The organism is Dankookia rubra (assembly GCF_004355005.1).
Lineage (GTDB): Bacteria > Pseudomonadota > Alphaproteobacteria > Acetobacterales > Acetobacteraceae > Paracraurococcus > Paracraurococcus ruber_A.
The window spans coordinates 1-24,225 of sequence record NZ_SMSJ01000019.1; the positions used below are offsets into that span (position 1 = coordinate 1).

Below are 24,225 nucleotides of genomic sequence, written 5' to 3' on the forward strand. Positions count from 1 at the left end.
GATCTCCAATGCCAGCTCTCCCCCAAGCATCCGGGCCCCCATCGCGGTGACAGGGCACCCTAGAACCTGGGTCAGATTTCAACCGGCGACCGGGTCAGTTTCACTCCGGCGGCTACACCTTGAGCCGACTGGAGGTGCCGGGCAGTGCGGCCATGGCACGGACGAGGCCTTCCATCTCCTCCCGGTGACGATGCGCCGCCTCGGCCAGCACCAGTGCCCGGCGCCGTGCAGCGGGCCCAGTGTCCTGCACCTGCTGCGGCTGCAACGCCACCAGAGAGGCAATCAGCGCCTCGTAGCGGGCGATGGCGGCGCGATCGGGCTGCCGGTCCTGGCCCATGCCTTGTCGGGCCGGGACGCAGTAGAGGAACCGCTGCAGCAGGCCGTCATCCGCGGCGTCCCGGGCAATCCGCTGGATCGGCTCAGGCTGGATGCCGCCCAGCACGCAGGCCGACCAGTTCGGCACGGCGAAGCTGCCGCGGCCCACTCGGTCCACCACATAGCTGCCGCCGTTGTAGAGCCTGAGATAGGCGCCGCGATCGCCGCCACCGCGACCGCCCGACCGATACCGGTCAAAGCCTGCGATCCACTCGCTCATCTCATCCTGGCGCACCAGCACCCGGCCGGTGGGCACCCGGTGACGCGCTTCCTCGTCGTCGCGCAGCACCTCGGACAGCGCCTCGATCGTCGTGCCCTCGACCAGGTACCGGTCGAGGCGCGGCGGCACGGGCTTGGCCGCGGGATCGCTGCCCGCCTCCTTCCAGGCCGCCATCTGGGCCTTGTGGCGCTGTGCGGCGGCAGCGTGCTGGTCCCGTGCTGCGAGCTCGAGCCGCTCGATGGGGCGGGTACAGGCGGCGATGACAGGGGTCTTGAGGATGGACGGGTCGCCGACGATGGCGCCCCAGATCCGCGCCGCCTCGGTCCAGGTATCGTCATGGCGCTTCGGCTGGATGCGCCAGTCCTCGTGCACCACGCTGGCACAGCTGACCAGGGCGGAGAGCGCCACTGCGACCGGGTCCACGCCCATCCGCGCCGCGGTGTCGGTCACGAACGGGTACAGCGTGTCGGGCAGGTGCTCGGGGCGAAGTTCCGGCACCCCGGTCATCTCGCCGTCTGCTAGGAAGTCGACCGGAGGCAGCCACGCGCCCTCCTCGGCCGTCGGCACGCCCTGGCCGCGGTTGCTGACAGGGCGGCGCCCCGCGTCGCGCTGGGCAGCCTCCTTGCCGTAGATGTCCTCGAGACAGCGGTCGATATCACCTCGCCGCTCTTGCCACCTTGCGTCGCGCCTCTCCTCCGGCACCTCGTCAAACATCGCGGTCAGGCGCGCACGCGCCTGCTGGCAGGCAATGCCGTCGCGCGCCCAGCGCCCGAGCAGGCGCACTGAGCTGGTGTGGAAGGCCTCGCCGGAGGTGATCTCGCGCCGCAGCTGCGCTTCGTCGACGCGCCCATTCTTAAGCACCGGTGCACCGGTGGCCGGTGCCGAGAGGCCCGACTTGCCCCGCCAGATCACGTCGAGGTCGTCGTGCAGATCGATGGGCGCCCCGTCCACCAGCTCGACCTGGTGAGAGGGGTTCGAGGCCACCGAGCCGAAGTAGTAGCCCTGTGACAGCGTCCAGCTCTCCGCGCTGAAGATGCCGCCGAACAACCCGTTCAGCCGGCCCATCAGCCCGTCCCGCCGATCCGGCGGCAGCTCCCCCGAAGTGGGGCAGAGGATGCGCCAGCGCGGCGTGTCCTCGGTGTGGCTGGGCGAGGTGTAGACCAGGGCAAGGATGCCGGCCTTGCTCAGGATCTCCACGGCGTGGCCGAACGGGACGTTCTCGCCGTCGTAGTCCGCCTCGACGCCGCTGATGGCCAAGACGTTCGCGTCATGCCGCAGGCTCTTCTTGTCGCTCAGCTTGGTGCCGAAGCTGGCCAGCTTGAGCCAGGGGAGCTGGGCTTTGCTCGCCCGGGAGGTCTGCCTGATCTGCTGGGCCAGGGCGGGTAGGGTCGTGCTGCCCTCCTGCTTGGTCCTCGCAGCGAAATCCTTGAAGTAAGTGATCGCAAAGGGGCGGCTGAGAGTGTCGGCGACGGACTGCTCGATCCCGACCGGCGCGGCACCAGTCTGCGCGGTCATGGCGAGCGCCTCTTGTCAGTCTGCCGCTTGCGCAGCCAGGCGTTCTGCAGCGCCTGCCCCATGGCGGTCAGAGGGTCCGTTGCCTTGAACACCGTCAGGCTTCTCGACGCGTCCTGTGGCTGATGCCAGCAACGGCGGAAGTGCGGGTTCAGCGCCGGATCGGACATCCCAGCGGCAATCGCGGCGTCCATCAGCGGGCACCCCGCAGCTGCGCCGCCTCGTAGGCCTCAACATCCTCCAAGCGATAGATAACCCGACCGCCCAGCTTGAGATGGCTTGGCCCGCGCCGCGTCTGGCGCCACTTCTCCAGCGTCCGGCAACTGAGACGCCAGCGCTCGGCGAGCTCAGCTTGCGTTAGCCGAGCATGCCTTGAGCGTGGATCCTGAGCTTCGGTCGCGCATTCATCGCGCCAATTCCAGTCCTGCACAGCAAGCACCCCGTAGCAGTTCGTCGGGATGCATTCGCGCGGAGTGACAGGCCACGATCCACAGGCACGATCCAATCACCCAATCATGGCATCGTGGCTTTGGATCGTGGTCTTAGCGACCGGTACTCACTCCGCAGCACGTTTTCGATTGTGGAGGCCTTGGGCACGTGATGCGACGGCACCTTCGTGGCGATCCACGCCTCCAATTCCGCTGCCTCCGCAGCAAGGGTTTCGCGCGTCAGCGCGCACTCGGCACGGTGCAGCATCTTGCGGCGGACGATGGGCATCAACGAGATCTTGCCGGGCTCGACCAGCTTTGAGTCAGGATGCTCGACCACCCGCCGGGCATGATCCTCCAGAAGCAGGAGAACCTCCTCGTCGGTCAGGCTGCGAATGTTATCTTGGGTAACTGTGACAAGCGAGGATGGCGCTTGATGAGCGCAGGTCACGCCCATAGGCGTGACCGCATGTGCTTCGACATTGTGAAAGATCACGTCGTCTACGCACAACATGTCATTTCGAAAATCAAAGATACAATCTGCAGCCCATGCGCCGGGAATGACACTTCGTTCGGACATGCGCGTAGGTTTGGTTTGTATTCCGCACAATATGATTTCACCGTTGATTATCCGCTTCCGGAAGTCCTTCTCGAGATCAAGTCTCCATTCTCGATATGTATGGGCGTAGGCCTCTTCCAAATCTGGTTCTGTGATATCAGAAGTTCTCGTACTGAGTTCTTGCGAAAATATTATTTCATATTTCCTCAACATTTCGGAGGGTTGCAAGCGCTCCCACAGTTTAACGCGATGAACATAGACACGATCACAGTACTCTACTACCGCGCTCTTGAGAGATATTCCGGACATTGCAACATTAACATTCATTTGTTGATCTCACAAAATCGTGTGGTATCCCTTCATAATCCAAACAAACCTGACCAGCAGCCAGAAATTCCCGCTTCCATGGCGGCTGGGGTGTTTGTCTGATGCGGAACAGCCGCGACCTCCGCCACCTTCCGCCCCACCTTTGCGAGGTCTGCACCATCCTGGCCGCGGGTCTGGTGCGGCTTCGTAGCCGCACTGCCGAGGACTTCGCCCGCGACGCCGCCCAGGTCGCGGGTGACGGAGAAAGTTCGCTACACTTCACCGCCCGACAGAGCGTGCATGCGGACCCCTTGGAGAGGGCCTTCGCATGACCCGACGTCGACCAGTAAGCGCGCCGGCACCAACCACGCCGGTCATCCCCGGCATCCCGCCGGCACAGGTGCTATCGCGCCTAGCCGCGCTCCAGACCGCGCCGATCGCCGACCTGAAGCAGCAGTGGCGTGAGTTGTTCGGCAAGGAGCCGCCGCCGTTCAACAAGGCTTATATCCAAAGCCGGCTGGCCTACCGCATCCAGGAACTCGCCTATGGCGGGCTGAAGCCGGAGACGCGGGCCAGGCTGGAGGCACTTGGCGAGCAGCTGGACGGCGGCAACGTCGTCCTCCGCCGCATTCGGGCCGATAGCCGCCCACTGCCCGGGACGCGCCTGATCCGCGAATACGACGGCGTCCAGCACGTCGTCACGGTCCGGGCCGACGACTTCGAGTTCGAGGGCCGGCCCTATCGGTCGCTGTCCGCCGTCGCCCGGCACATCACCGGCACGCGTTGGAATGGCTGGACCTTCTTTGGTCTGAAGGGGAGGGTCGAGGCATGAGTCGCCGCAAAGTGCCGGAGCAGGTGATGCCGGCGACCGTGAAGAAGCTCCGCTGCGCGGTCTACACGCGCAAGAGCACCGACGAGGGGTTGGAGAAGGAGTTCAACACCTTGGACGCCCAGCGCGACGCCTGCGAGGCCTACGTGGCTAGTCAGCGCGCCGAGGGCTGGCTCCTGGTCCGGGACCGCTACGACGATGGCGGCTTCTCCGGCGGCACCCTGGAGCGGCCGGCGCTGCGACGCCTGCTGGAGGACATCGAGCAGGGCCGGATCGACATCATCGTGGTCTACAAGATCGATCGCCTGTCTCGGTCGCTGATGGACTTCGCCAAGCTGGTCGAAACCATGGAGGCGCACGGGGTCACCTTCGTCTCGGTCACGCAGAGCTTCAACACGACGACCAGCATGGGCCGGCTGACGCTCAACATCCTGCTCAGCTTTGCCCAGTTCGAGCGAGAGGTAATCGGCGAGCGGATCCGGGACAAGTTCGCCGCCTCCCGCGCCCGCGGCATGTGGATGGGCGGCAAGGTGCCGCTCGGCTACGACGTTGCGAACCGCAAGCTGGTGCCGAACGAGGCCGAGGCAGCGCGGGTCCGGCGCGTGTTCGAGCTGTTCGTCGAGACAGGGTCCGGCACAGAGACCGCCAGGCGGCTCCAGGCCGAGGGCGTGGCCAGCAAGTCGGGCCGGCCGCTGGACAAGGGCGATGTCTATAAGATCCTGAACCTGCGGACCTACGTCGGCGAGGTGGAGCATAAGGGGCAGGTCTATCCCGGCGAGCACCAAGCCAGCGTGTCCCGGGAGCTATGGGACCGGGTGCAGGCCGTCATGCAGGTCAGCCCGCGCGCCAGGGCTGCACAGAACCGGCAGCACGCGCCGGCGCTGCTGAAGGGGCTGATCTTCGGCGAGGACGGGCGGGCGCTGTCGCCGACGCACTGCCGCAAGAACGGCCGGCTCTACCGGTACTACGTCGCCCAACGGGTGCTGAAGGGCGACGCGGCCGGGGAGGAAGGCATCGTACGGCGCGTGTCGGCCGCCGAGATCGAGGCCGCGGTGATCGGGCAGGTCCGTGCGCTGCTGCGCCAGCCCGAGGTGGTGGTCGGCACCTGGCTCATGGCGCGGGCCGAGTCGCCGGACATAACCGAACGCGAGACACGGGAGGCTCTCGGGCGGTTGGAACCTCTCTGGGACGAGCTGTTCCCCGCGGAGCAGGCGCGAATCGTGCGGGCGCTGGTGGAGCGGGTGGTGGTCGGGCCAGCCGGAGCCGACATCCGCCTCCGGCTGGAGGGACTGGCCGGCCTCGTCCGTGACCTCACCGCCATCGCTCCCGGGACACTGATGGCGGCGGCATGACCGTGGCGACCAGCATCACGGTCCGGGTGCCGCTGACCATCCGGCGGCGGCCAGGCCGGAAGACGGTGGTAACGCCGGAGGAGGACGGCGGTGGAGTGGCCCTGCCGACGCGCGCCGACCCGGCGCTAGTGAAGGCACTGGCCCGAGCGTTCCGGTACCAGAAGCTGCTGTATGAGGGTCGGTATGGCTCAATCAGCGAGATGGCCAAGGCGGAGCGGATCGAGCGGGGGTATCTCGGCACGCTGCTGCGGCTGACCCTGTTGGCGCCGGGCATGGTGGAGGCGATCCTCGACGGGCGGCAGGCAGAGGGGATGATTCTGCCGCGGCTGCTGGAACCATTGCCGCTGACGTGGGCGGAGCAGGTCAGGTCGCATAATCCCTCGGTCCGGGCGGCCTCTCCACCATCACTGCGGTGACGCACGGCCACCTTCCCTGTTACGCTCGATTCCGACGCGAACCGAGGCACCGCGACTGCATGCCGATCTATGAAGCGAGGCCGGAGGGCATCGAGCCCGTCGCGGTCACTACATTCGAGGCAGAAGGGTGGAGGGAGCGAAGCGATATCCAGCGTCTGCTGAAGGACCGCATCGCGGTTCTCGAAGAAGGCATGCTGGTGCTTACCGACGAGTTCAGCGGCTGGGCTGACAGCGCCCGACGCATCGACCTGCTGTGCCTCGATGCGCGGGCCAATCTCGTCGTCGTGGAGCTGAAACGCGGTGAGGACAGCGGCCATATGGAACTGCAGGCGCTTCGCTATGCCGCCATGGTTTCGGCTATGACATTCGATCAGGCGGCTGAGACACTTGCCCGCTACCGGAATAAGGCCGCCCCGGACCTGGAGGCAGCCCGTGCCGAGATCCTCACCCATCTCCGGTGGACAGCGCCGGACGAGGGGACCTTCGCCGGCGAAGCTCGCGTCATCCTCGCGTCAGCGGATTTCGGCAGGGAGCTGACCACGACGGTCCTCTGGCTACGCGAGTACGGGTTGGACATTCGCTGTGTCCGCCTACGCCCGCACCGGATGACCGACGGCCGGCTCTTGCTGGACGTACAGCAGCTAATTCCCCTGCCGGAGGCGGCGGAGTTCCAGGTGCGGTTGGAGGAGAAGAAGGCGGCGGAGCGCAAGGAGCGTGGCGAACGCGCAACGCTGGCCGGGGCCTTCCTCGCGCAGTTGGCGGAACGCGCTGCGCAGCGAACGGAGCTACACCGTGGACGGGTGCCGGACGCGGGCCTCGGAGTACTGTTCAGTCCTGTCGGCAAGGCCGGCTTCACCATAAACTACGTCGTGGCGAGAGACTCGTCCCGCGTTGAACTTTTGGTCCAGCGGGACGACGGCCGACGCCAGCTGCTCCGCCTCAAGGAGGGCCGCGAAGAGATTGAAGTCGCCTTCGGCGGGCCGCTGGTCTGGCAGGAGAAGGAGGGCGTCAAGCAATGCCGAGTCTACCACCCGGTCGCAGGTGGGTACCGTTCGCCAGAACCTGAGTGGCAGCGCATCCAAGACGAGATGATCGACGCGATGATTCGGCTCGATCACGCGCTCCGGACACGGGTCCAGGCGCTAGCGTGAAAAAGGAAGCGCTGCATGATCTAGTCTCAAAGGCGATCGAGTTTGAACCAGGGCAATGGACTCAAGCTGCTGAATAATCAGCAGCTGACGTCCGCACGGTACGCCGGGCGTCAGCCGTCGAGATCGAGGCCGCGGTGGTGGATCAGGTGCGGGCGCTGCTGCGGCAGCCGGAGATCGTGGTTGGCACATGGCGGGCGGCGCGCAGGGAGGCGCCGGACCTGACAGAGGGCGAGACGCAGGATGCGCTGCATCGCCTTGACCCGCTATGGGAGCACCTCTTCCCGGCAGAGCAGGCGCGGATCGTGCGGTCGCTGGTCGAGCGGGTGGTGGTAGGGCCGGCCGGGGCTGACATCCGGCTCCGGGTGGAGGGACTGGCCGGCTTGGTCCGTGACCTCACCGCCATCGCGCCCGAGGCGCTGAAGGTGGCGGCATGAGCTTGGCGACGCATGTGACGGTGCGGGTGCCGCTGACCATCCGGCGGCGGCCGGGGCGGAAGACGGTGGTCACGCCGGTCCGGGCCGGCGGCGAGGTGGCCCTCCCGACGCGGGCCGACCCAGCGCTGGTGAAGGCGGTGGCCCGCGCGTTCCGGTACCAGCGGCTGCTCGAGGAGGGACGCTACGCGTCTATCAGCGAGATGGCGGCAGCGGAGCGAATCGAGCGGGGATATCTGGGTAGCCTGCTGCGGCTGACATTGCTCGCGCCGAACATCGTGGAGGCGATCCTCGATGGGCGGCAGCCGGACGGCGTCACCTTGCCGCGGCTGATGGAGCCGTTTCCAATTCTCTGGGCCGAGCAGCCTGCTGTGCGGCCGGCGGCCACAGGAACCAGCGATGAACCCAATCACCGCGATATGTAACGAGTTGAGCGGTGCGCATTGGCGCAGTCGCGGCTGCACCATCAGGTTAGGGGTGCCGCCCTCGCACTGCTCCATTACCCGGATGCTCTTTGCGACGATCGCGACGCGCCAAGTCACCAGTGCCGTCGATCTCATCCTCAACACCCGTTCGACTTCTGTCCAGCAGTTGATATGGTGAGCGTGCTAACTCAGAACGGGAATCCATGGCCCCCGCGAACACGATCCTCGACGAATTGGCCGTCGATCCAGCTGTGCTCGGCCGAGCCAACTTGGCCGCCGTGCTCGGCACGCTAGTAAATACCCGACCGCACGACCTACGAACTGCATTCTCATCCGCTGCTGCGTCCGCCGAGGCTGATCCCCCGCTTGCCAAGCTGTACACGCTGCTAGCCCTCGCCTTTGAGCCTGTCCTGCGCCCCCAGCAGGTGCAGGAGCCCTTCGCTCCCATGATGACGTTCGAGGGCGGTGGGCGCACGTTAGTGCCTGCTGACTTCGCGGCCGCCCATCTGGAAGTCTTCGGAGCGGCCCTGGACGCAGGCTTGCCCCCCGTCTTCAATGCCCGCCTAGCCGACATCCTTTGGGCACGCAGGCATACCGGCGGCGGCGGTCCGGCCAAGCACGCGGCCATGGCTGTCGAAGCTTACCTCGCCGATGCCAGGGTCAAGCAAAACAGCGAGGATTGGGTCTACGCGCCGAAGTCGCTGGAGAGGGCACTGCGCCTTTCCTACTTGGTGGACCGGCGGGGCGAGAGCACACACCGGAGTGCGCGCCAAGCGACGGCCGAGCTGGCGGCAGCCTTCGAGGCGGCCCGACAGTGGCGAGGCTTCCTCGACGCAAACCGGCTCATGCATGAGTTCGGAATTGGCGAGCCGACCACAAATGCAGAAGCTTGCGAGAGGGCTGCCGACGCGGCGGCGGCAACCGGCGGTGAGCTCTTAGCGGAAGGGCTTTGGGACCAAGCCGTCGCGTTCTGGCGCCGCGCGAGGGATGACGCGCGTGCTGAGCAGGCAGTCATGCGCACCGTGGACCTTGCCGTACGGCAGTCTGAAGCTCGGGAGGCGGATTCGGCCTCAGTGGCGGCTCATTTCCTTGAGGTCGCCATCAAGCGCCTGCGGACGATGCCGGTGAAGAGCCGTGGAGATCGGGAGAATGAACTGCGCGCGCGGCTCACCGTGCAGCAAGCGCGCATTGAAGCCGAGTTGGCAGTTATGTCGACATCTTTTGACGGGCGCGAGACTTGGGAGCGTGCCGAGGCCGCCGTCGCCGGGAAACCCCTCGCCGACGCGCTGGCCGCCTACGTGATGCGCCTACGGCCGCAATCTGTAAGTGATCTGCGTGAGCAGGTAAGCGAAGACGCGGAGCGCTTCGTCTTCATGCACCTCGCACCAATTGTCATCACCGCTGCGGACGGCAAGACGGTTCGACAAGTGCCGTCTATGGGCTCCAGCGACCCAGCGGAGCGCGAGGCCGCGGTCCGTTACCACATGGTTCGACACGCCAATTTCCACCAGCATCTCTGTGGCAGCACTTACGTGGAGGCAGGCAGGCGTGCCATCGCGGCGGAGCACGCCGTTGCCGCCCGCGACCTGCTGCCCTTCGTAGCCCGCAGCTCCTTCGTTCCGCCAGGGCGGGAGCACCAGTGGGTCAAGGCATTCGCGGCTGCGTTTGACGACGACTTTACGACGGCGACGCACCTGCTCGTACCTCAGTTGGAGCACGCCCTGCGAATGCTGCTGCGGACGGCCGGCCACACCGCTGTTTCGATCGACCGGTTCATGCAGCAGGAGGACTGGAATCTGAATCAGATGCTCCTCAACGAGGGACGAGCCACCACTGAGGCCATATTATAGAGCCGGCTTGGGCCATCTTGAGGCCGGCGCCGGGTCGCACGGGGATAATACCTGTAAAACCGGCAAACTCATCCAAGTGCACCCAAGCCGGCTCTATAGGCGAGGACATGGTGTTTGATCTGGCCGCGCTCCTCGTCGACCGAAATGGAATGAATCTGCGCAACGCCGTCTCACATGGCCTGGTAGACGATGGGGGCCTAGAAGATGGCCCAGCACGCTATCTATTCTGGGTTTGCCTCCGTCTCTGCATGCTGCCGCTCATCCTACAGGCCGTAGAAACGCGTCGTCGGCGTCAACAAGCGGCAGGAGAACCCGGCGTGAGTTCTGCGTGATGCTGCGTCCGGGCCCAGCGCTGGTGAGGGCGCTGGCGCAGGCGTTCCGGTACCAGCGGCTGCTGGACGAGGGGCGGTACGCCTCGATCAGCGAAATGGCGACCGCCGAGAAGATTGAGCTGGGCTATTTGGGCATGTTGCCACTACTAACCTAACCCTGTTGGCGTCGGATCCCGTCGAGGTGATCCTCGATGGGCGCCATCCTCCTGGGCTCGGGTGACCGAAGGCGATGGAACCATTTCCGCCGGCGTAGATGGAGCAGCGCGCCGCCCGTGATGTAGGCGGTGACAGCTCAGGTATAGAAGCGAAGCACTCACAGAGCATTGCGCTTTCGTGCTAAGCTGGCCGTGAAAATAGCATCACCCACCCCCATGCTGATGTTCGAAGCCACGACAACCAGCCTCACCGCCATTCCAATAACCAGCTTAGCCGCTGGCGGCATGAAAAAGCGGGCACACCTTCAGTGCCTACTCACCAAGCCGATCGAGGCGCTGGAAGAGGGCCTCATCATTTTGGAAAGGTTCGCCCTATGCGCCACTCGCCCCAACGAGTCTCGGCGGGCCGGCAGCCGGATGCGCGTCTCGGGAGAGCGCCGCAGACCTAGCGAGCCTCCGTGCCAGCAACATGACAGCGACGCAGAAGCTCACCTTCCGGCGGGTCGCCATGTCAGAGGGAGGCCGTCTTCCCCCATCAGGTCGGCGGCGTGATATGGTCGTACTCCCTGGCCGGTACCCGACCACCACGGCCGCGCGGTCGAGGAGCAGGCGAGGTGAAAGACGGAGAACTCGGATGAGAAGCATAGCTGCGGCCGCCGCGATCGCTGCTCTGACCGCGCTCACCGGGCCGGCTGTCGCTCAGACCACGATTACCATCTCCTGCACCGATGCCGGCATGGAGAGGACGCTTTGCCAAGAGGGTGCCGAAGCCTGGGCCAAGGAAACGGGGAACAGAGTACAACTAATCTCGCTACCCCTCAGCAGCAACGAACGCTTGGCCTTTTACCAACAACGCCTCCAGACGGGTTCCAGCGATATTGACGTGTTCCAGATTGACATGGTGTGGATGAATACTCTAGCCACCCACCTGATTGACCTATCTGGAAGTATTGGCCGAGGCGAGGTCGCGCAGCACTTCGGGCCGATGATCGAGAACAACACCGTCAACGGCCGGTTGGTGGCCATGCCCTGGTTCGTCAACGCGGGACTTCTCTACTACCGGCAGGATCTCCTCGAAAAATACGGCCGCCGCGTCCCGGAGACCTGGCAGGAACTCACCGAAACCGCCCGCCTCGTCATGGAGGGCGAGCGCCGAGCGGGCAACAAAGGGATGTGGGGCTACGCCTTCCAGGGAAGCGCCTACGAAGGCCTGACTGTCAATGCTTTGGAGTGGCTCGACAGCTACAGGGCGGGCAACATCGTCGAGCCCGGCGGCTCCATTTCGGTCAACAACCCGAGGGCTGTCGAGGCGCTGACCACGGCCGCCTCGTGGATCAACACGATCGCGCCGCCCGGCGTGCTGGACCACAACGAGGAGAAAACACGCGAATTGTTCCAATCCGGCAATGCCGTTTTCATGCGCAATTGGCCCTACGCTTGGCCGCTGCTCAACGCCGAGCGAAGCGCCGTCAAGGGCAGGGTCGGGATCGCCGTGCTGCCCAAAGGTGGACCGGACGGGAAGCACACCGGCGCGCTCGGCGGCGAGCAGCTCGCGGTGTCGCGGTACTCGGCTGCTCCCAGCGAAGCGATCAGCTTGGTGCGTCACTTGACCAGCAGGGCGGAGCAGAAGCGGCGCGCGGTCGTCGGCGCTTTCAATCCGACGATCGGCGAGCTCTACAGGGACCATGAGGTGCTGACGGCGAATCCGTTCTTCAGCGAGCTCTACGGAACTTTCAGGAGCGCGGTGGCTCGGCCATCCGCCGCCGCCGGGGTGCAATACAGCCGGGTGTCGGAAGAGTTCTGGAGCACGGTCCACGCCATCCTGTCCGGCCAGAGCAACGACATTGGATCGGAGCTCGGGCGGCTCGAGAAGACGCTGGATCGTATCATCCGGTGAGCGCCGGGCAGATGATGGTCTGGGTTCGCCAAGTCTTCTCTCCCCCACGCCGCGGCGGTCCACGCCACCGGCGGCCAGCATCTGTCTCCGCGGCGGGTTGGAGCTGACGGCCCGCGCGCCGAGCGCTCGGGCAACTTGGACTTGTGCACCCTTTCACCGCCGGTCGAGCCGAGTCGGGTCAGGCGCTGGCATGTCGGGACCGCAGATCGCATCGCTGACGACGATCCCGTGCCGCTCGGCTAGGTCATCCAAACGCTCGACCCCTTTGCCGTCGAGCAGGGCGCAGGCCACCGCGGTGATCGGTCCAAGCGGCCAGTTGGAGGCCCACAGGCGCGCCGTGCCGTCAACGGACGCGGTGATCACCCGCGTCTTGTCCGGGCTGAAGGCGGCGGCGCTCAACGCGTCCCTGTGTCGCAGCCCCCGGCCGATCGGAGCGCCGGTGGCCGCGTCCCACACCCGCGCCGTGCCGCCCCGATTGGAGTAGGGGTTGCTGGACGTGGTGAGCACCCTGGTCCCGTCCGGGCTGAAGGCGGCGAACTGAACGCTGCCCTCGTGGCGCATGGGCTCGCCGACCGGGGCGCCGGTAATCGCGTCCCACAGCCGCGCCGTGCGGTCGCTGGACGCGGTGAGCACCTTAGTCCCGTCCGGGCTGAAGGCGGCAGCGGTCACTGCGTCCTTGTGCTGCAGCGGCGGCCCGAGGGGCTCGCCGTGGGCCGCGTCCCACACCCGGGCCGTACGGTCGGCGGAAGCGGTGATTACAAGCACCCGGTCGGGCCCGTCGCGGCGGACGGCAGCGGACAGCACCAAACTCTCGTGGTTCATCTCCCGGCCGAGGGGCTCGCCGGTGGCCGCGTCCCACACCCGCGCCGTGCCGCCCCGATTGGAGTAGGGGTTGCTGGACGCAGTGACCACCAGTGCCCCGTCTGGGCTGAAGGCGGCGGCCAGCACGGGTCCTTCATGCCGCATGGGCCTGCCGATTGGGGTGGCGTCGTGGGCGCGCCACAGTCGCGCTGTGCCGTCCGTGGAGGCGGTGACCAACCGCGACCCGTCCAGGGGGCTGAAGGCAATGGACTGCACAGGCCCCTCGTGGCGCATCTCCCGGCCGAGGGGCTCGCCGGTGGAGGCGTCCCACACCCGCGCCGTGCCGCCGCGCCCGAAGAAGGGGCTGCCGGACGCGGTGGCCACCAGCGCCCCGTCCGGGCTTAAGGCGGCAACGGTCACCACGTCCCCATGCCGCATCCCCCGGCCAAGTGGCTTGCTGGTGGCGACGTTCCACACCTGCGCCGTGCCGACGGCGGGAACGGTGACAACCTTCGTCCCGTCCCGGTTAAACGCGGCCGACAGCACGGCCCCCTCGTGGAGCAGCGGGGGCCCGATTGGCTCGCCGCCGGCCGCGTCCCATAGATGCACCGCGCGACCATCGGAGACGGTGAGGACCCGGGTCCCGTCGTGTGAGAAGGCGGCGGACAGCACGGCCCCTTCGTGCTGCAGGGGCGGGCCGAGTTGATAGCCTGTGAACGCATCCCACAGCCGAACGTTGCGGTCCTGAGAAGTGGTGGCCACCCGCGCCCCGTCCGCGCTGAACGCGGCGGACACTACCGGTCCTTCGTGGCGCAGCGGCGGCCCGAGCGGCTCGCCAGTGGCCGCGTTCCACAAGCGCGCCGTGCGGTCTTCGGAGGCGGTGACAATCCGCGCCCCGTCCGCGCTGAACGCGGCGGACACTACCGGTCCTTCGTGGCGCAGCGGCGGCCCGAGCGGCTCGCCAGTGGCCGCGTTCCACAAGCGCGCCGTGCGGTCCTCGGAGGCGGTGACAATCCACGCCCCGTCCGCGCTGAACGCGGCGGACACCACCGATCCTACGTGGCGCATGGGCTCGCCGACCGGGGCGCCGGTAATCGCGTCCCAGAGCTGCGCCACGCCTTCGATTGAGATGGCGAGGACCCGCGGCGGCCCGTTGTGGGAGAGCGCGGCAATGCGCACCGGCCCCAAGTATCCCTGGAGCGACGTGGCGCTGGGTGACTCGCCCCGCAGGTCCCACAGCCGCGCCGTGCGGTCGTCGGATATGATGAGGAGCCGGGCCCCGTCTTGTGACAAGGCGACATAGAGCACCGGCACCTCATGACGAAGCGGCGGCCCGAGCGGCTCGCCAGTGGCCGCGTTCCACAGTTGGGCCGCGCCGTCGCCGGAGACGGTGAAGACCTTCGTCCCGTCAGAACTGAAGGCGGCGGAGAGCACCGGGACCTCGTGGCGCAGCGGCGGCCCGAGGAGCTCGCCGGTGGCCGTGCTCCAAAGTTGGGCCGCGCCGTCGCTGGAGACGGTGAGGACCTTCTTCCCGTCCGGGCTGAAGGCGGCGGAGAGTACCGGCGCCTCGTGGCGCAGCGGCGGGTCAGCTTCCATCCTCCCCTCCGTGGCGAGACCCATGGCGTGCAAGGACCTCTCCAGCATCGGGCGCGGGTCGGCGACCGTTCGCGGCCACGAGGCGACCGCGAGCTTGAGGGCGTCCGTGTACCGCCCATGCAGGCTGGCGGTCTCCGACAACGCCGCGAGCGCGCGCGATACATTCGCGAATGTCTCGCGCTTGGCGGCCCGCGCGTCGGCCCAGAGGGCCACGGCCGAGACCGCGGCCAGGAAGAAGAACGCAGCCGCGGCCGTCGCGAGATTGCGCAAGCCGCGCGCCTTCTTGGCCGCCTCGGCCTGTTTCCAGGCCGCCTCGACCTGTTCCTGGGCACGCCTTCTCTCGGCCTCGGCCAAGTCGAATGCTGCTTGCCGCTCCCGCTTGAGGCGCTCCTCGTTGTCCTTCAGACGCTTTCTGTGGTCCTTGACGCTGGCCGCCACGAAGGCCCGCTCCTCGGCCGAGAGCCAAGACCGCCGCACGCGCGCCAGCGACTGGAATGCCTCGCGCTCCGCATCCGTCTTGGCCAGCAGCTTGTCCTTGGCCTCCGGGGCCGGCGCGTCGGCCCACTCCGCTGCTTGGTCGGCCAGTCGGTCGAGGGTCCGCTTGTCGTCCTGCGCGTCGACCAGCCAACGGCGCAGCCTCGGCCAGCGCGTCAGCAGCGCCTCATGCGCGATCTCGGCCGTCTCTCGACCATTCACCGCACCATCAACCTCATCCGCCTGATCCCCGCCGATGAGGGCGAGGCGGTTCCCCGCTTCGGTCGCCAGCTTTTGCAGCAGTCCCCAGCGCTCGTCCGGGAACTCGCGCCTCCGTGCGACACGGCGCGTGGGTCCGGCGGTGCCTTCCAGCCGTGCGAGCCGGATCAAAGCGGCCGTCACCTCCGCTTCCTGTGCCTCGCCACCGAGCTCCTGCTCGAACACGCGCTCCGCTTCGAGTGCGAGGGCACCGTCCACCCGGCCCACGCCGCCGTAGGCGCGCAGCAGGTCGCCCCCGAACTCCGCCCGCCGCTCCCACGCGCGGGTCAGCGCGAACTGCACCAGGGCGAGGTCGCCCGGCCGCGCGCCCACGTCCCGGAGCACCGCGTCGGCCAGCGCCTCGCGCTCGCCCCGGCCGACCCCGGCCATTCGGAGCGGCTCGGTGACGATCCGGCGCAGCCCCTCGTCGGTCATGCGCCCGAGCGGGTAGAGGGCCGCGCGCTCGTCCGCCTCCAGCCGGTCGTAAAGCGTCCGGCACTCGGGAGCCGAGAGTAGGTTGTAGTAGTCGCGCCGCATCGTCAGCACGACCGAGAAGGCCTCGTCCGCCGGATCGGCGAGCCCGAACAGCAGCTCCACGAAGCTCTTGCGCTGCTCCTTGGGCGTCGATGTCACCAACTCCTCGAGCTGGTCCACCACCACCAGCGTGCGCGTGCGTTGCGGATCGAGTCCGCAGCGCAGCGCCCGCCGGACGCTGCCGATGGTCCCCTGCTCGGCCGCCTCAGCCATCTTGTTCCTGTCATTAAAGCTAACGCCAAGCCGCCGTGCCGCTGCCTCGACCGCCTTCCCAAGTGCGAGGCGCGGGTTCTGGCCGGGCTGCTTCTGGCCGAGCCGCTTTTGGCCGAGCCGCATCTCGACAACCTGCCAGAGGTTCTCGCCCCGCCAGCGGTCGTCCAGCTCGGCCAGCGCGCCGGCGCGCCAGCGCGGCACCAGCCCGGCCTTCACCAACGACGACTTGCCGCTGCCGCTATCGCCCGCCACAAGCAGCAACCGCCGCTCCCGCAGGCAGCGGAGCAGGTCCTCGGTCTCGCGCTCGCGGCCGAAGAAGAGATGACTGCGCTCCTCACCGATGGCGCGCAGCCCGAAGAAGGGCTCCGCCTCCGCCTTGAGGCCGCCGGCCTCGTCGCCGCGGCCGAGCGCCGCGGCGAGCAGCTTCCGGAACTCCTCGGGATTGTTCTCGGGGTCGCGCACGGCCTGGAACTGCCGCACGAAGCCGGGCAGCGACGTGCTGTCCACCCCGGCCGCAATCATAGGTACGAATGGGAAGCGGCCGTCGCCCTTGACGGCGCGCGACAAAGCCAAGCGTACTTCGGGCCAAACAAAAGCCGACACGCCCCGGGAGCCGATGTAGACCGCGAAGGCGGTGGCGCGTTCCTCAATGACTTCCTCGATCTGCTCTTGCCAGGGGACCCCCCCGGGCCGCAGGTCGTCCACGTCGAGCCACACCCGAAGCCCCGCCGCGAGCGCGTCCGGCGCAGCCTCAAGCCGCTGCTTCAGCCGCCGCGCGGCTTCGGTGTCCGCCCCGGCATGGCTCAGGAAGAGCTGCGGGGCGCTGCCGGCGTCAGGGACGGCCATGGGCCCGCTCCGCTGCTCCCGTGCCCGCCACTCCCACGCCAACGTCACCACGGTCGGCTGCCGGTGTCGCGCGCTGGGCCGGAGCGCCGCCCTCATTGCGGCCTCTCCAATAAATGCGCTGCTCCTCGGCCACGATCGCCTCGACCGCCTCGACAAAGCGCAGGAACGCCGCCTCCTCCTCGGCCAGGCCGCGGTACTCGCCCGCCCCGTTCACGTACAGCCGCCGCTCGCGCTTCATCCGCTCGCTGGCCAGCCGGTAGGCGGCCCAGGCCTCGTCGTAGCGAGCGATCTGCCGCCAGCCCTCGGCCACCGCCACCGCCGCGCCGAGCAGCGCGGTCAGCACCGCCACCCAGGGCGCGCCGCGGAACACCTGCAGGAAGGCGGTGGCGGCGCCAGCCGTGACCACCGCCAGGCCGAGCGCCTGGGCGCGGCCCTTGAAGCGGGAGGCGCGCTCGCCGTACCAACGGCGCTGGTCCTCAAGGTCGCGCTTGAAATACTGCTCGGCGCGGGCCTCGCGGACCGCTACCCGCGGGTCGCGCGCCGGGTCCGCCGAGATGTCGGCCGCTGCGTCCACGCCTCCCGTCCTCCCTCTTCGCAGACGAGCCTCTGCCCAAGCCCACCGAAGCTGGGCAACGTCAGTGCGAGACGTGGACGGCCACCGGCAGGTATTGGTCCCCGCACCAGCTGCATTTCTCGTCACGCATCTAGATTCTAATTGGTCCGCGCCGCGGTGGCCCAGGCGATCCAATCGCAGGCCTCAGCCCCGCGGAACTCCAAGCTGTCGATCGCTTCGGCCGCGAGGACCGGCAAGCGCATACGGCGGACGCGGTCGTGCTCAAATGCTCCTCTTGGCGCAAATCGGAGTGCACCCGCGGAGCACGTCGCCCCGCAGACTGTAGAGCCCGCGGTCGCTCGCCCACGGCGCGGGTTACTCCGACCGCCCTGTAGCCGCGCTTGGGATGCCAGCTCGCGTCGTAAGCGGGCGAGAATGAGGCAGGCTTGGCCGGGGTCCGCCACACGCTGGGCTCGGCGCCCGACGTGGTCGCGGCCGACGCCTCGTCAGACGGGGTGCGCTGCCTCGGAATGTCACCGCCAACACCCATATCATCCCGTCCTCCCCGCTTTGCCGTCGCATATGATGCGACCGCATGTTTGGCGTGGAGCCAAGGCACTTGCTTCAAACAAATCTGTGACGCCTTGGCGCGGGCCCTGACGGAAGACGCGTTCGCAGCCAGGCTCGCCACGAGGTTAGTACAAGGTCAAGCGGTTGGGCCTTGTTGGCGAGATCGCCCAACCCTCAAGAAGAGACGGAAAGGGTTTCAGTTGTTCATTTCGTCGGGGAACCCTCAAGCCTCGCACGCCAACCCCGGCCAACCTGCGCCTTTCAGCGCGCGTCACCGCTGCGGAGGATTTTGCGCAATCAGCCGACTGGAACAGCCTCATCGTCGAAAGACCGTGACCCCGAGCTCCTGCCACATCCAGCCGAAATCGTACTCGCCGATGGAGTGCCCAGCGGGCCGCTTGGCCGAGTGGTTCTCCAGCGTCTTGAGCCAGGCCACGACCTTCTCACGCCCCTTCGGTGTCTTTGCTGCCGCGCGGGGCGACTTGCCGCCGAGAGAAGGGATCGGCTGGTCGAGAATGTGCCGGTAGTGATCCTCCAGTGTCTGGCAGATCAGTGCGCGCTCATCTTCTGGCGAAAGGCCGCTCGGCTCCGGAGGCGGCCGCTCGGTTGCCAGCATCTGCTCAAGGTCGGTCCGTTCGATGAGGGGCGGACCAACCAAGCCGGCCAGCACGGGCCCGAGCAGCGCCTGGCCTCGCTCCGCCCGCGCGGTGGAGTTCACCTCCAGTGACAGGCGACGCCCTTTCAGTACCAGCGTGCCGAGCACCAAGGACCCGTCCTCCATCTTGCTGAAGAAGGTCTGGGCCTTTCCCCGACGCGGCGGGATCTGCGGCCCCGCTCCGGGCACGTCCAACCAGTTCCAGAAGCCCGGGTCTTCCTGGCGGAGTGTTGGGATGGCGGCCAGCGCCGTGCGGATCTGCTCGGGCTTGACGCCCCCCAGCAAGGGGAAGTGCACTGTGGTGAAGTCGAGTGGGTCACCCTCGCTGTTGACCAGATCCGGCCGACTCCGACCCTGTGCCGCCTGGAGCGCTGCATCGAGCCAGAAATTCGTGACCATGAAGCCGGCACCGGCGAGCAGCAGATCCGGTGTCATCATGCCGGCCAGAGTCGTCGTGTCCGTCTCGATACCGAACTCCTGCGCCACCTTGGCGACTTCGCGGGGCGCCTTCGTCCCGGCCCTCCGGAGCGAGGCAAGCAGCGCCTCGCCGGTGTCCTCGTCGAAGGGCATCAGCGTGCCACTGATCACGGCTCCCTCGCGGAGCGAAATCACCCGCGTGGCAACGCGGTCCCATTGTCGCAGCCCTTGGGAGCCCAGCTTCTCCGACACGCGCACTGGATCGCCGCCGCGGATCAGGTCGCGCAGCTGCATCGATTCGCCCGGCACGAGCCCGCTCACCTCATAAAGGCTGATCGTCGACCGGTGCAGGCCCGCAATGTACTCGCGTGTGGACGCGCCCTCTTTCCAGCCGCGCCGGCGGAGATAGTCGTCCGCGAGATTGCGCCCGTCAGGTTGATCGGTAGCGACCAGATCCTCGAAGGCCGCGCCCCAGACGACCGTGGCGGCATCGATGCCGAGGACATCCGCGATCTCCTGCACCTTGATACCTGCAGCTGCGCAGGCCCTGGCAGTGTGGCGGTCGAGGAACTCGGCAAAGGCGCCGCGCCATTCCTCCCGCTTGATCCAGGCGATCAGTCCAGAAATGTCATACGGCGTGGGCAGGGCGGCTGCCTCCGATCGGGAATGGACCAGGACGGTCTATCGGAGTTCCGCGAGGGGCAAGGGCTTGGGGGCGAAAGCTGATCTCATCCTTCGCGTTGACCGGTAGGCAGTCAAAACGCTGAATATGGGACCGATGCTCCGTCCGAAGATCGTGTGTTTTCAAGCAGATAAAGCTTGAGGGTTAAGTCGGCCAACCCTCAAGGTCCGGAGACCCTCCGGCATTTCGGAGAGAAAATCCGCCCTCGTTCCGGAGCAGCACCATCAAGGCAGAGGCTGAAACCGGCCGAAAACCTGCGCCTTAGCGCGGTGCCCTGGTTGGGAGAGACAGGTTGTAAGGAAACCGACTGGAGCGGGCGAAGGGATTCGAACCCTCGACCCCAACCTTGGCAAGGTTGTGCTCTACCCCTGAGCTACGCCCGCATTCCGTCGTGGGGGCGGGTTCTAACAGACGGGGCCGGCAATGCAAGCGCCCCGTCCCACAAAAACACCGCTACCGCTTGATGTCCGCCTCAACCACCACTTGGTGCCCGCACGGCGACAACAGGTCCCGCAGCGCCGCCAGCCCCGCCAGACCGCAGACGATGTCCTGCTCCCCATTCCCGCCGGACAGACCGATGCCGCCCACAACCGCGCCGTCCACCACGATCGGGAAGCCGCCGACGAAGACCGCGAAGCGTCCCTCGAAGCTCCATTGGATCCCGAAGGCCTCGTTGCCCGGCAGCGCCGGCCCATTGGGCGGGGTGTTGAACAGATGGGTGGACCGCTTGTGCCCGGCCGCCGTGAAGGCCTTGTTCCAGGCGATCTGCGGCCCGGTCACCCGGGCCCCGTCCATCCGCTCGAGCGCCAGCGGGAAGCCCCCTTCGTCGCAGATGCAGACCGTCTGCAGCACGCCGATCGCCGCGGCCTTGGCCAGGGCCGCCGCGACCATCGCTTGGGCCTCGGCCAGTTCCAGCTTCAACGCAGTCTTCATGCGGGCGTGCTCCCGGGCTTCGGTGGCGGTGGTGGCCAGGACACGCTGACGTCGCCGTTCACGAAGGTTTGGCAGGCCATCCGCCAGCCTTCCGCGAACTGCTCCTCCGTCAGGTGCTTGCGCTCCCTCGGCTTCACCGCGTCGGTGTTCTCGATCCCCTGCTCGATCCGGCACTTGCAGGTGCCGCAGAGCCCGCCGCCGCACTTGAAGGGGATGCCGCCCTTCTCGCGCAGCGACACGCGCAGCAGGTTGCTGTTCTCCGGCGCCTGTGCGGCCTTGTTGTCGTTCGTGACGAACGTGACAGTGATCATGCGTTCGCCGGGACCGGCCCAGGGACGGGCACCTGCCGCAGCGCCGCGCGCACGCTGCCGAAGGCGGTTAGGTGGTCCAGTTCCTGCCGCGCCGCCTCGATCGTCTCGTAGCTCGGCAGGAACTTGGTCGGAACCAGGTTCAGCACCGGCGGCTCGACCTCGTCGATGACACGGATCTTCGTCGCCCGCTCCAGCTCGGCGATGACGAAGCGCGCCTTGGCCGTGCCGCCGAACAGGTAGTCATAGGCCTCGACCGCCCGCACGCCCTCGACGAGCTCGGTGCGGAACTGGCCTGGCTTGCTGGTCAGGATGACATACATCGGGATGCCTTCACGGCTTCGGGGCGGCGCCGGGCAGCGCGACGCCATCCTGGGTGAGCGTGATGTCATGCTGCAGCCAGAGTTGGCAGGCGAGGCGGAGGCCCTGCCCGAGCCGTTCCTCCCCCAGCACCTTCTGCTCCTTCCAGTTGGGCTCCGGCAGCGCCTCGGCCCCGGCCAGGATGCGGCAGGTGCACTTGCCGCACTTGCCCATGCCGCAGCCATAACGCAGGTGTGGCCAGGGAAACTTCTTGATGCCCGCACGGACCACGAGGTTGGTGTTGTCCGCCATCTCTTCGGCGAAGCTTTCCTCGCCCTTGCGGAATGTCACGATCGGCATTGGGTACCCGTAAAAGGCGCGGGGCGCCGGAATGCCCCGCGCGGTGCAGCCTCAGGCGGCGAGCGGCAGGTCGAGGCCGAGTGCCGAGAGCGGCAGCTCCTGCTCGACATAGTCGCGGTAGAGCGCAGTAGTATACAGCAGCCGCATCTCCGCGCCGATCTCGCAGATCTTCAGGCAGCGCTGCTGCAGCTCCACCGTGTTGGCGTGCTCCAGCACGATCTGGTAGCCGCGCTCGCCATGGATCTCGTCGGAGACGATGTGAAGGTCGAAGAACTCCACCTCCTCATCCGAGAAGCCGTACTTCTCCCGCAGGGTCGGGGTCTGCCGGCGGTAGATGCTCGGCACCTGGCTCTCGAGGCCCACCACCAGGCCGGCCACGGCGACGATCGGGTCCTCGCGCATCGCCACGGCGTAGCACCAGGACTGCAGCGCGCGGGTGGTCGGGGACATGTTGTCCTCGTCCATCACCCGCTCCCGCGTCGTGCCGCAGCTCTCGGCGAAGCGGATCAGCAGGTCGGTATGGCGGTCGCCGCCGATCTCCTCCTCGTACATGTTGGCCAGCAGGAAGTCCTTCGCCTCCACGTACTTCGCCGGCATGCGGGCATAGACGTAGCCGAGGTAGTCGGCGAAGGGGCCGACATAGTGGAAGTGGTTCTCCGCCCAGCGCGCCAGGTGCGCGCGGGACAGCTTGCCGGTGGCCCAGGCAACGCTGAAGGGCGACTTGTTGGCGCTCTTGCCCTTGATGGCGTTCTCGAGCGCGGTGCGGAATTCGTCGTGGTTCATCAGTTCGGGCATGACGGCGTTCCCTTCAAATCAGGACAGGCACGGCAGCCGGCGCGGGACTCACCAGAGCACCACGGCAGCAAGGGTGGACAGGATCAGGCCCGCGCAGACCGGCAGGAACAGCACGCGGACCGCCTCCAGCACCGGCACCCGGCAGAAGCCGACGACGGCGATGAGGGAGGACCAGGCGATCAGGGTGCCGCCGCCGGTCCAAACGGCCCCCATCTGGCCGACGGCGGCGAGCGTCGTCGGGTCGATCTGGGCGACCGGCCCCAGCGCGCCGGACAGCGCCCCGGTCAGCGGCAGCCCGGCGAAGCCCGAGCCGTCGATGCCGGTGACCATGCCGACGAGCAGCACGGCGAAGGCGACGACGGTCGGGCTGTGCGGGATCAGGTGCTCGACCGAATGGATCACCTCGAAGAGCAGGCCGGGCCCCTGGGTGCCGGCGGGCAGGCCGAGGATGGCACCCGAGGTCTCGGCGGCGCCGAGGAAGAAGAAGCCGGCGATCGGCAGTACCGTTCCCATGGCGCGGAAGGAGAAGACGAGGCCGTCGATGATGTGGTCGGCCGCGGTGTGCATCGCCTTCGCGCCGTCGGCCGCGAAGGTCGCCACCAGCATCATCAGCGCCGCCGTGCCGCCGACCAGCGCCGCGGCGTCGCCGCCCTTCAGGTCTGGCAGGTCGGGGAAGAATTTGGGCGCCAGCATGAAGAGGATGAGGCAGCCGAACACCACCGGCGTGGCAACCGACAGCAGTTTGCACCAGCGCGCGGCCGGCGCCACGGCCAGCGTCCCGCCGCCGGCCAGCGCCGCGGCCGGCCCCGGCTCGACGCCCTCGGCCGCCTGCAGCGCCAGCACCGACTTGTCGAAGGAGCCGATATTGGGCGCGACCTGCTCGCGCTGCTCGGCCAGGCTGTTCGCCATGGAGGCACCGGCCTGCCAGCGGTCGAGGTGCAGCTGGCTCGGCGCCTGGATCTGCTTGCGGACCGCGAGATAGCCGAGCAGCAGCGCGGCGGCACCGGTGATCAGCGAGAGCACCAGCGCCTTGTCGGCAATGATCGCCGCGGCATCCGGCAGGCCGGCGGCACGGGCGCTGATGCCGGGCGCCACGCGGATCACATAGTCGGAGGACAGCGCCATCCCCTGCCCGGCGACGGCGATGGCGATCACCGCGCCGATCGGCGGCAGGCCGGCAACCAGCGCGGCGGGCAGCAGCGTGGCGGCCACCAGCGGCACCGCCGGCGTTGGCCAGAAGAACAGCGAGATGACATAGGTCTCGACCGCGACCACCACGAAGGCGACATGGCCGTTGGTCATGACCCTGCGGAAGGGCTGCACCATCTGCTGGTCGGCGCCCAGCGCCCGCAACGCGTTCAGCAGGGAGGTCATCAGCGCGATGACCAGGAAGATGCTGAACAGCTCCTTCGCCGCGACGAGGGAGCCGTTGAAGATCGAGATGGTGGCGCCGATCAGACTGCCGGAGAAGGTCGCGGCGACGGCGAAGGTGGCGATGATCGCAGGAACGACGACATTGGCCCGCAGCACCATGGACAGGACGATGGCCGCGACGCCGAGCAAGTAGACGCTGTGCACCGCATCGAGCTGGACATCCATGCACAATCCATCCCGTCATTGTGGTGGCCGACGCGGCCGCCCTGGCGATCCATCTCGGCGATGGATGACGGATGTTTGTATACGGAGAGTGAA

The 24,225-nt window shown here is 67.5% G+C and carries 23 protein-coding genes and 1 tRNA gene; 10 read left to right on the forward strand and 14 right to left on the reverse strand.

Annotated elements, in window-relative coordinates:
• Positions 1-112: 112 nt before the first annotated feature.
• The 4 genes from E2C06_RS15680 to E2C06_RS15695 all read right to left on the reverse strand — a co-directional run bounded on the left by E2C06_RS15680 (position 113) and on the right by E2C06_RS15695 (position 3,421).
• Positions 113-2,110: a DUF3987 domain-containing protein gene (locus E2C06_RS15680; protein WP_133289557.1), complete on the reverse strand. Its 1,998-nt coding sequence runs from the start codon at positions 2,108-2,110 to the stop codon at positions 113-115.
• Complete coding sequence (locus E2C06_RS15685) at positions 2,107-2,301, reverse strand: hypothetical protein (protein WP_133289558.1); 195 nt, start codon at positions 2,299-2,301, stop codon at positions 2,107-2,109. Before E2C06_RS15685 ends, E2C06_RS15680 begins: the two co-directional genes overlap by 4 nt.
• Positions 2,301-2,546 carry a helix-turn-helix transcriptional regulator gene (locus E2C06_RS40605; protein WP_338324213.1) on the reverse strand — a complete coding sequence of 82 codons (246 nt, stop codon included), beginning with the start codon at positions 2,544-2,546 and terminating at the stop codon, positions 2,301-2,303. Before E2C06_RS40605 ends, E2C06_RS15685 begins: the two co-directional genes overlap by 1 nt.
• A 74-nt stretch (positions 2,547-2,620) precedes the next feature.
• Positions 2,621-3,421, reverse strand: a complete 801-nt coding sequence (locus tag E2C06_RS15695; RefSeq protein ID WP_133289560.1) for a hypothetical protein — start codon at positions 3,419-3,421, stop codon at positions 2,621-2,623.
• 307 nt (positions 3,422-3,728) lie between these two features.
• Between E2C06_RS15695 and E2C06_RS15700 the strand changes: the two genes are divergently transcribed.
• The 10 genes from E2C06_RS15700 (at position 3,729) to E2C06_RS15745 (ending at position 12,238) form a co-directional block, all read left to right on the forward strand.
• The gene (locus tag E2C06_RS15700) at positions 3,729-4,232 is read left to right on the forward strand and encodes a DUF2924 domain-containing protein (RefSeq protein WP_133289561.1); all 504 of its coding nucleotides are present in this window, start codon (positions 3,729-3,731) and stop codon (positions 4,230-4,232) included.
• Positions 4,229-5,581 carry a recombinase family protein gene (locus tag E2C06_RS15705; protein ID WP_133289562.1) on the forward strand — a complete coding sequence of 451 codons (1,353 nt, stop codon included), beginning with the start codon at positions 4,229-4,231 and terminating at the stop codon, positions 5,579-5,581. Before E2C06_RS15700 ends, E2C06_RS15705 begins: the two co-directional genes overlap by 4 nt.
• Positions 5,578-5,997: a hypothetical protein gene (locus tag E2C06_RS15710; protein ID WP_133289563.1), complete on the forward strand. Its 420-nt coding sequence runs from the start codon at positions 5,578-5,580 to the stop codon at positions 5,995-5,997. Before E2C06_RS15705 ends, E2C06_RS15710 begins: the two co-directional genes overlap by 4 nt.
• 59 nt (positions 5,998-6,056) lie before the next feature.
• Positions 6,057-7,148 (forward strand): DUF4268 domain-containing protein, encoded by a 1,092-nt coding sequence (locus E2C06_RS15715; protein WP_133289564.1) that lies wholly within the window; start codon positions 6,057-6,059, stop codon positions 7,146-7,148.
• Positions 7,149-7,285: 137 nt separating this feature from the next.
• Positions 7,286-7,582, forward strand: a complete 297-nt coding sequence (locus E2C06_RS15720) for a hypothetical protein (RefSeq protein ID WP_241671304.1) — start codon at positions 7,286-7,288, stop codon at positions 7,580-7,582.
• Positions 7,579-8,004: a hypothetical protein gene (locus E2C06_RS15725; protein WP_133289565.1), complete on the forward strand. Its 426-nt coding sequence runs from the start codon at positions 7,579-7,581 to the stop codon at positions 8,002-8,004. The genes E2C06_RS15720 and E2C06_RS15725 overlap by 4 nt, the downstream gene beginning before the upstream one ends.
• 203 nt (positions 8,005-8,207) lie before the next feature.
• A complete protein-coding gene (locus E2C06_RS15730) occupies positions 8,208-9,854 on the forward strand; it encodes a DUF7380 domain-containing protein (RefSeq protein ID WP_133289566.1) in 1,647 nt (548 codons plus the stop codon).
• A gap of 107 nt (positions 9,855-9,961) precedes the next feature.
• The gene (locus tag E2C06_RS40790) at positions 9,962-10,186 is read left to right on the forward strand and encodes a DUF4209 domain-containing protein (RefSeq protein ID WP_133289567.1); all 225 of its coding nucleotides are present in this window, start codon (positions 9,962-9,964) and stop codon (positions 10,184-10,186) included.
• Entirely contained in the window at positions 10,186-10,341 is a 156-nt protein-coding gene (locus E2C06_RS15740; protein WP_193560465.1) for a hypothetical protein, read from the forward strand. Before E2C06_RS40790 ends, E2C06_RS15740 begins: the two co-directional genes overlap by 1 nt.
• Positions 10,342-10,975: 634 nt before the next feature.
• Entirely contained in the window at positions 10,976-12,238 is a 1,263-nt protein-coding gene (locus E2C06_RS15745) for an ABC transporter substrate-binding protein (RefSeq protein ID WP_133289568.1), read from the forward strand.
• 153 nt (positions 12,239-12,391) lie between these two features.
• Here E2C06_RS15745 and E2C06_RS15750 read toward each other — a convergent pair whose 3' ends face one another.
• The 10 genes from E2C06_RS15750 to E2C06_RS15795 all read right to left on the reverse strand — a co-directional run bounded on the left by E2C06_RS15750 (position 12,392) and on the right by E2C06_RS15795 (position 24,132).
• Positions 12,392-16,960, reverse strand: a complete 4,569-nt coding sequence (locus E2C06_RS15750; protein WP_165982420.1) for an nSTAND1 domain-containing NTPase — start codon at positions 16,958-16,960, stop codon at positions 12,392-12,394.
• On the reverse strand, positions 16,947-17,534 hold the full coding sequence (locus E2C06_RS15755; protein ID WP_165982421.1) for a DUF4231 domain-containing protein: 588 nt from the start codon (positions 17,532-17,534) through the stop codon (positions 16,947-16,949). Before E2C06_RS15755 ends, E2C06_RS15750 begins: the two co-directional genes overlap by 14 nt.
• An 865-nt stretch (positions 17,535-18,399) precedes the next feature.
• A complete protein-coding gene (locus E2C06_RS15760; RefSeq protein ID WP_133289571.1) occupies positions 18,400-19,677 on the reverse strand; it encodes a hypothetical protein in 1,278 nt (425 codons plus the stop codon).
• A gap of 468 nt (positions 19,678-20,145) precedes the next feature.
• Positions 20,146-20,220 (reverse strand) — tRNA-Gly (locus E2C06_RS15765).
• A 70-nt stretch (positions 20,221-20,290) separates the two neighbouring features.
• Complete coding sequence (locus tag E2C06_RS15770; protein WP_133289572.1) at positions 20,291-20,770, reverse strand: GlcG/HbpS family heme-binding protein; 480 nt, start codon at positions 20,768-20,770, stop codon at positions 20,291-20,293.
• A complete protein-coding gene (locus E2C06_RS15775; protein WP_133289573.1) occupies positions 20,767-21,081 on the reverse strand; it encodes a 2Fe-2S iron-sulfur cluster-binding protein in 315 nt (104 codons plus the stop codon). Before E2C06_RS15775 ends, E2C06_RS15770 begins: the two co-directional genes overlap by 4 nt.
• Positions 21,078-21,401 carry a ferredoxin gene (locus tag E2C06_RS15780; RefSeq protein ID WP_133289574.1) on the reverse strand — a complete coding sequence of 108 codons (324 nt, stop codon included), beginning with the start codon at positions 21,399-21,401 and terminating at the stop codon, positions 21,078-21,080. Before E2C06_RS15780 ends, E2C06_RS15775 begins: the two co-directional genes overlap by 4 nt.
• A gap of 10 nt (positions 21,402-21,411) precedes the next feature.
• On the reverse strand, positions 21,412-21,738 hold the full coding sequence (locus E2C06_RS15785; RefSeq protein ID WP_133289575.1) for a 2Fe-2S iron-sulfur cluster-binding protein: 327 nt from the start codon (positions 21,736-21,738) through the stop codon (positions 21,412-21,414).
• Between the two features lie 51 nt (positions 21,739-21,789).
• Entirely contained in the window at positions 21,790-22,533 is a 744-nt protein-coding gene (locus E2C06_RS15790; protein WP_133289576.1) for a TenA family transcriptional regulator, read from the reverse strand.
• Between the two features lie 48 nt (positions 22,534-22,581).
• Positions 22,582-24,132: a hypothetical protein gene (locus E2C06_RS15795; RefSeq protein ID WP_206664554.1), complete on the reverse strand. Its 1,551-nt coding sequence runs from the start codon at positions 24,130-24,132 to the stop codon at positions 22,582-22,584.
• Positions 24,133-24,225: the final 93 nt, after the last annotated feature.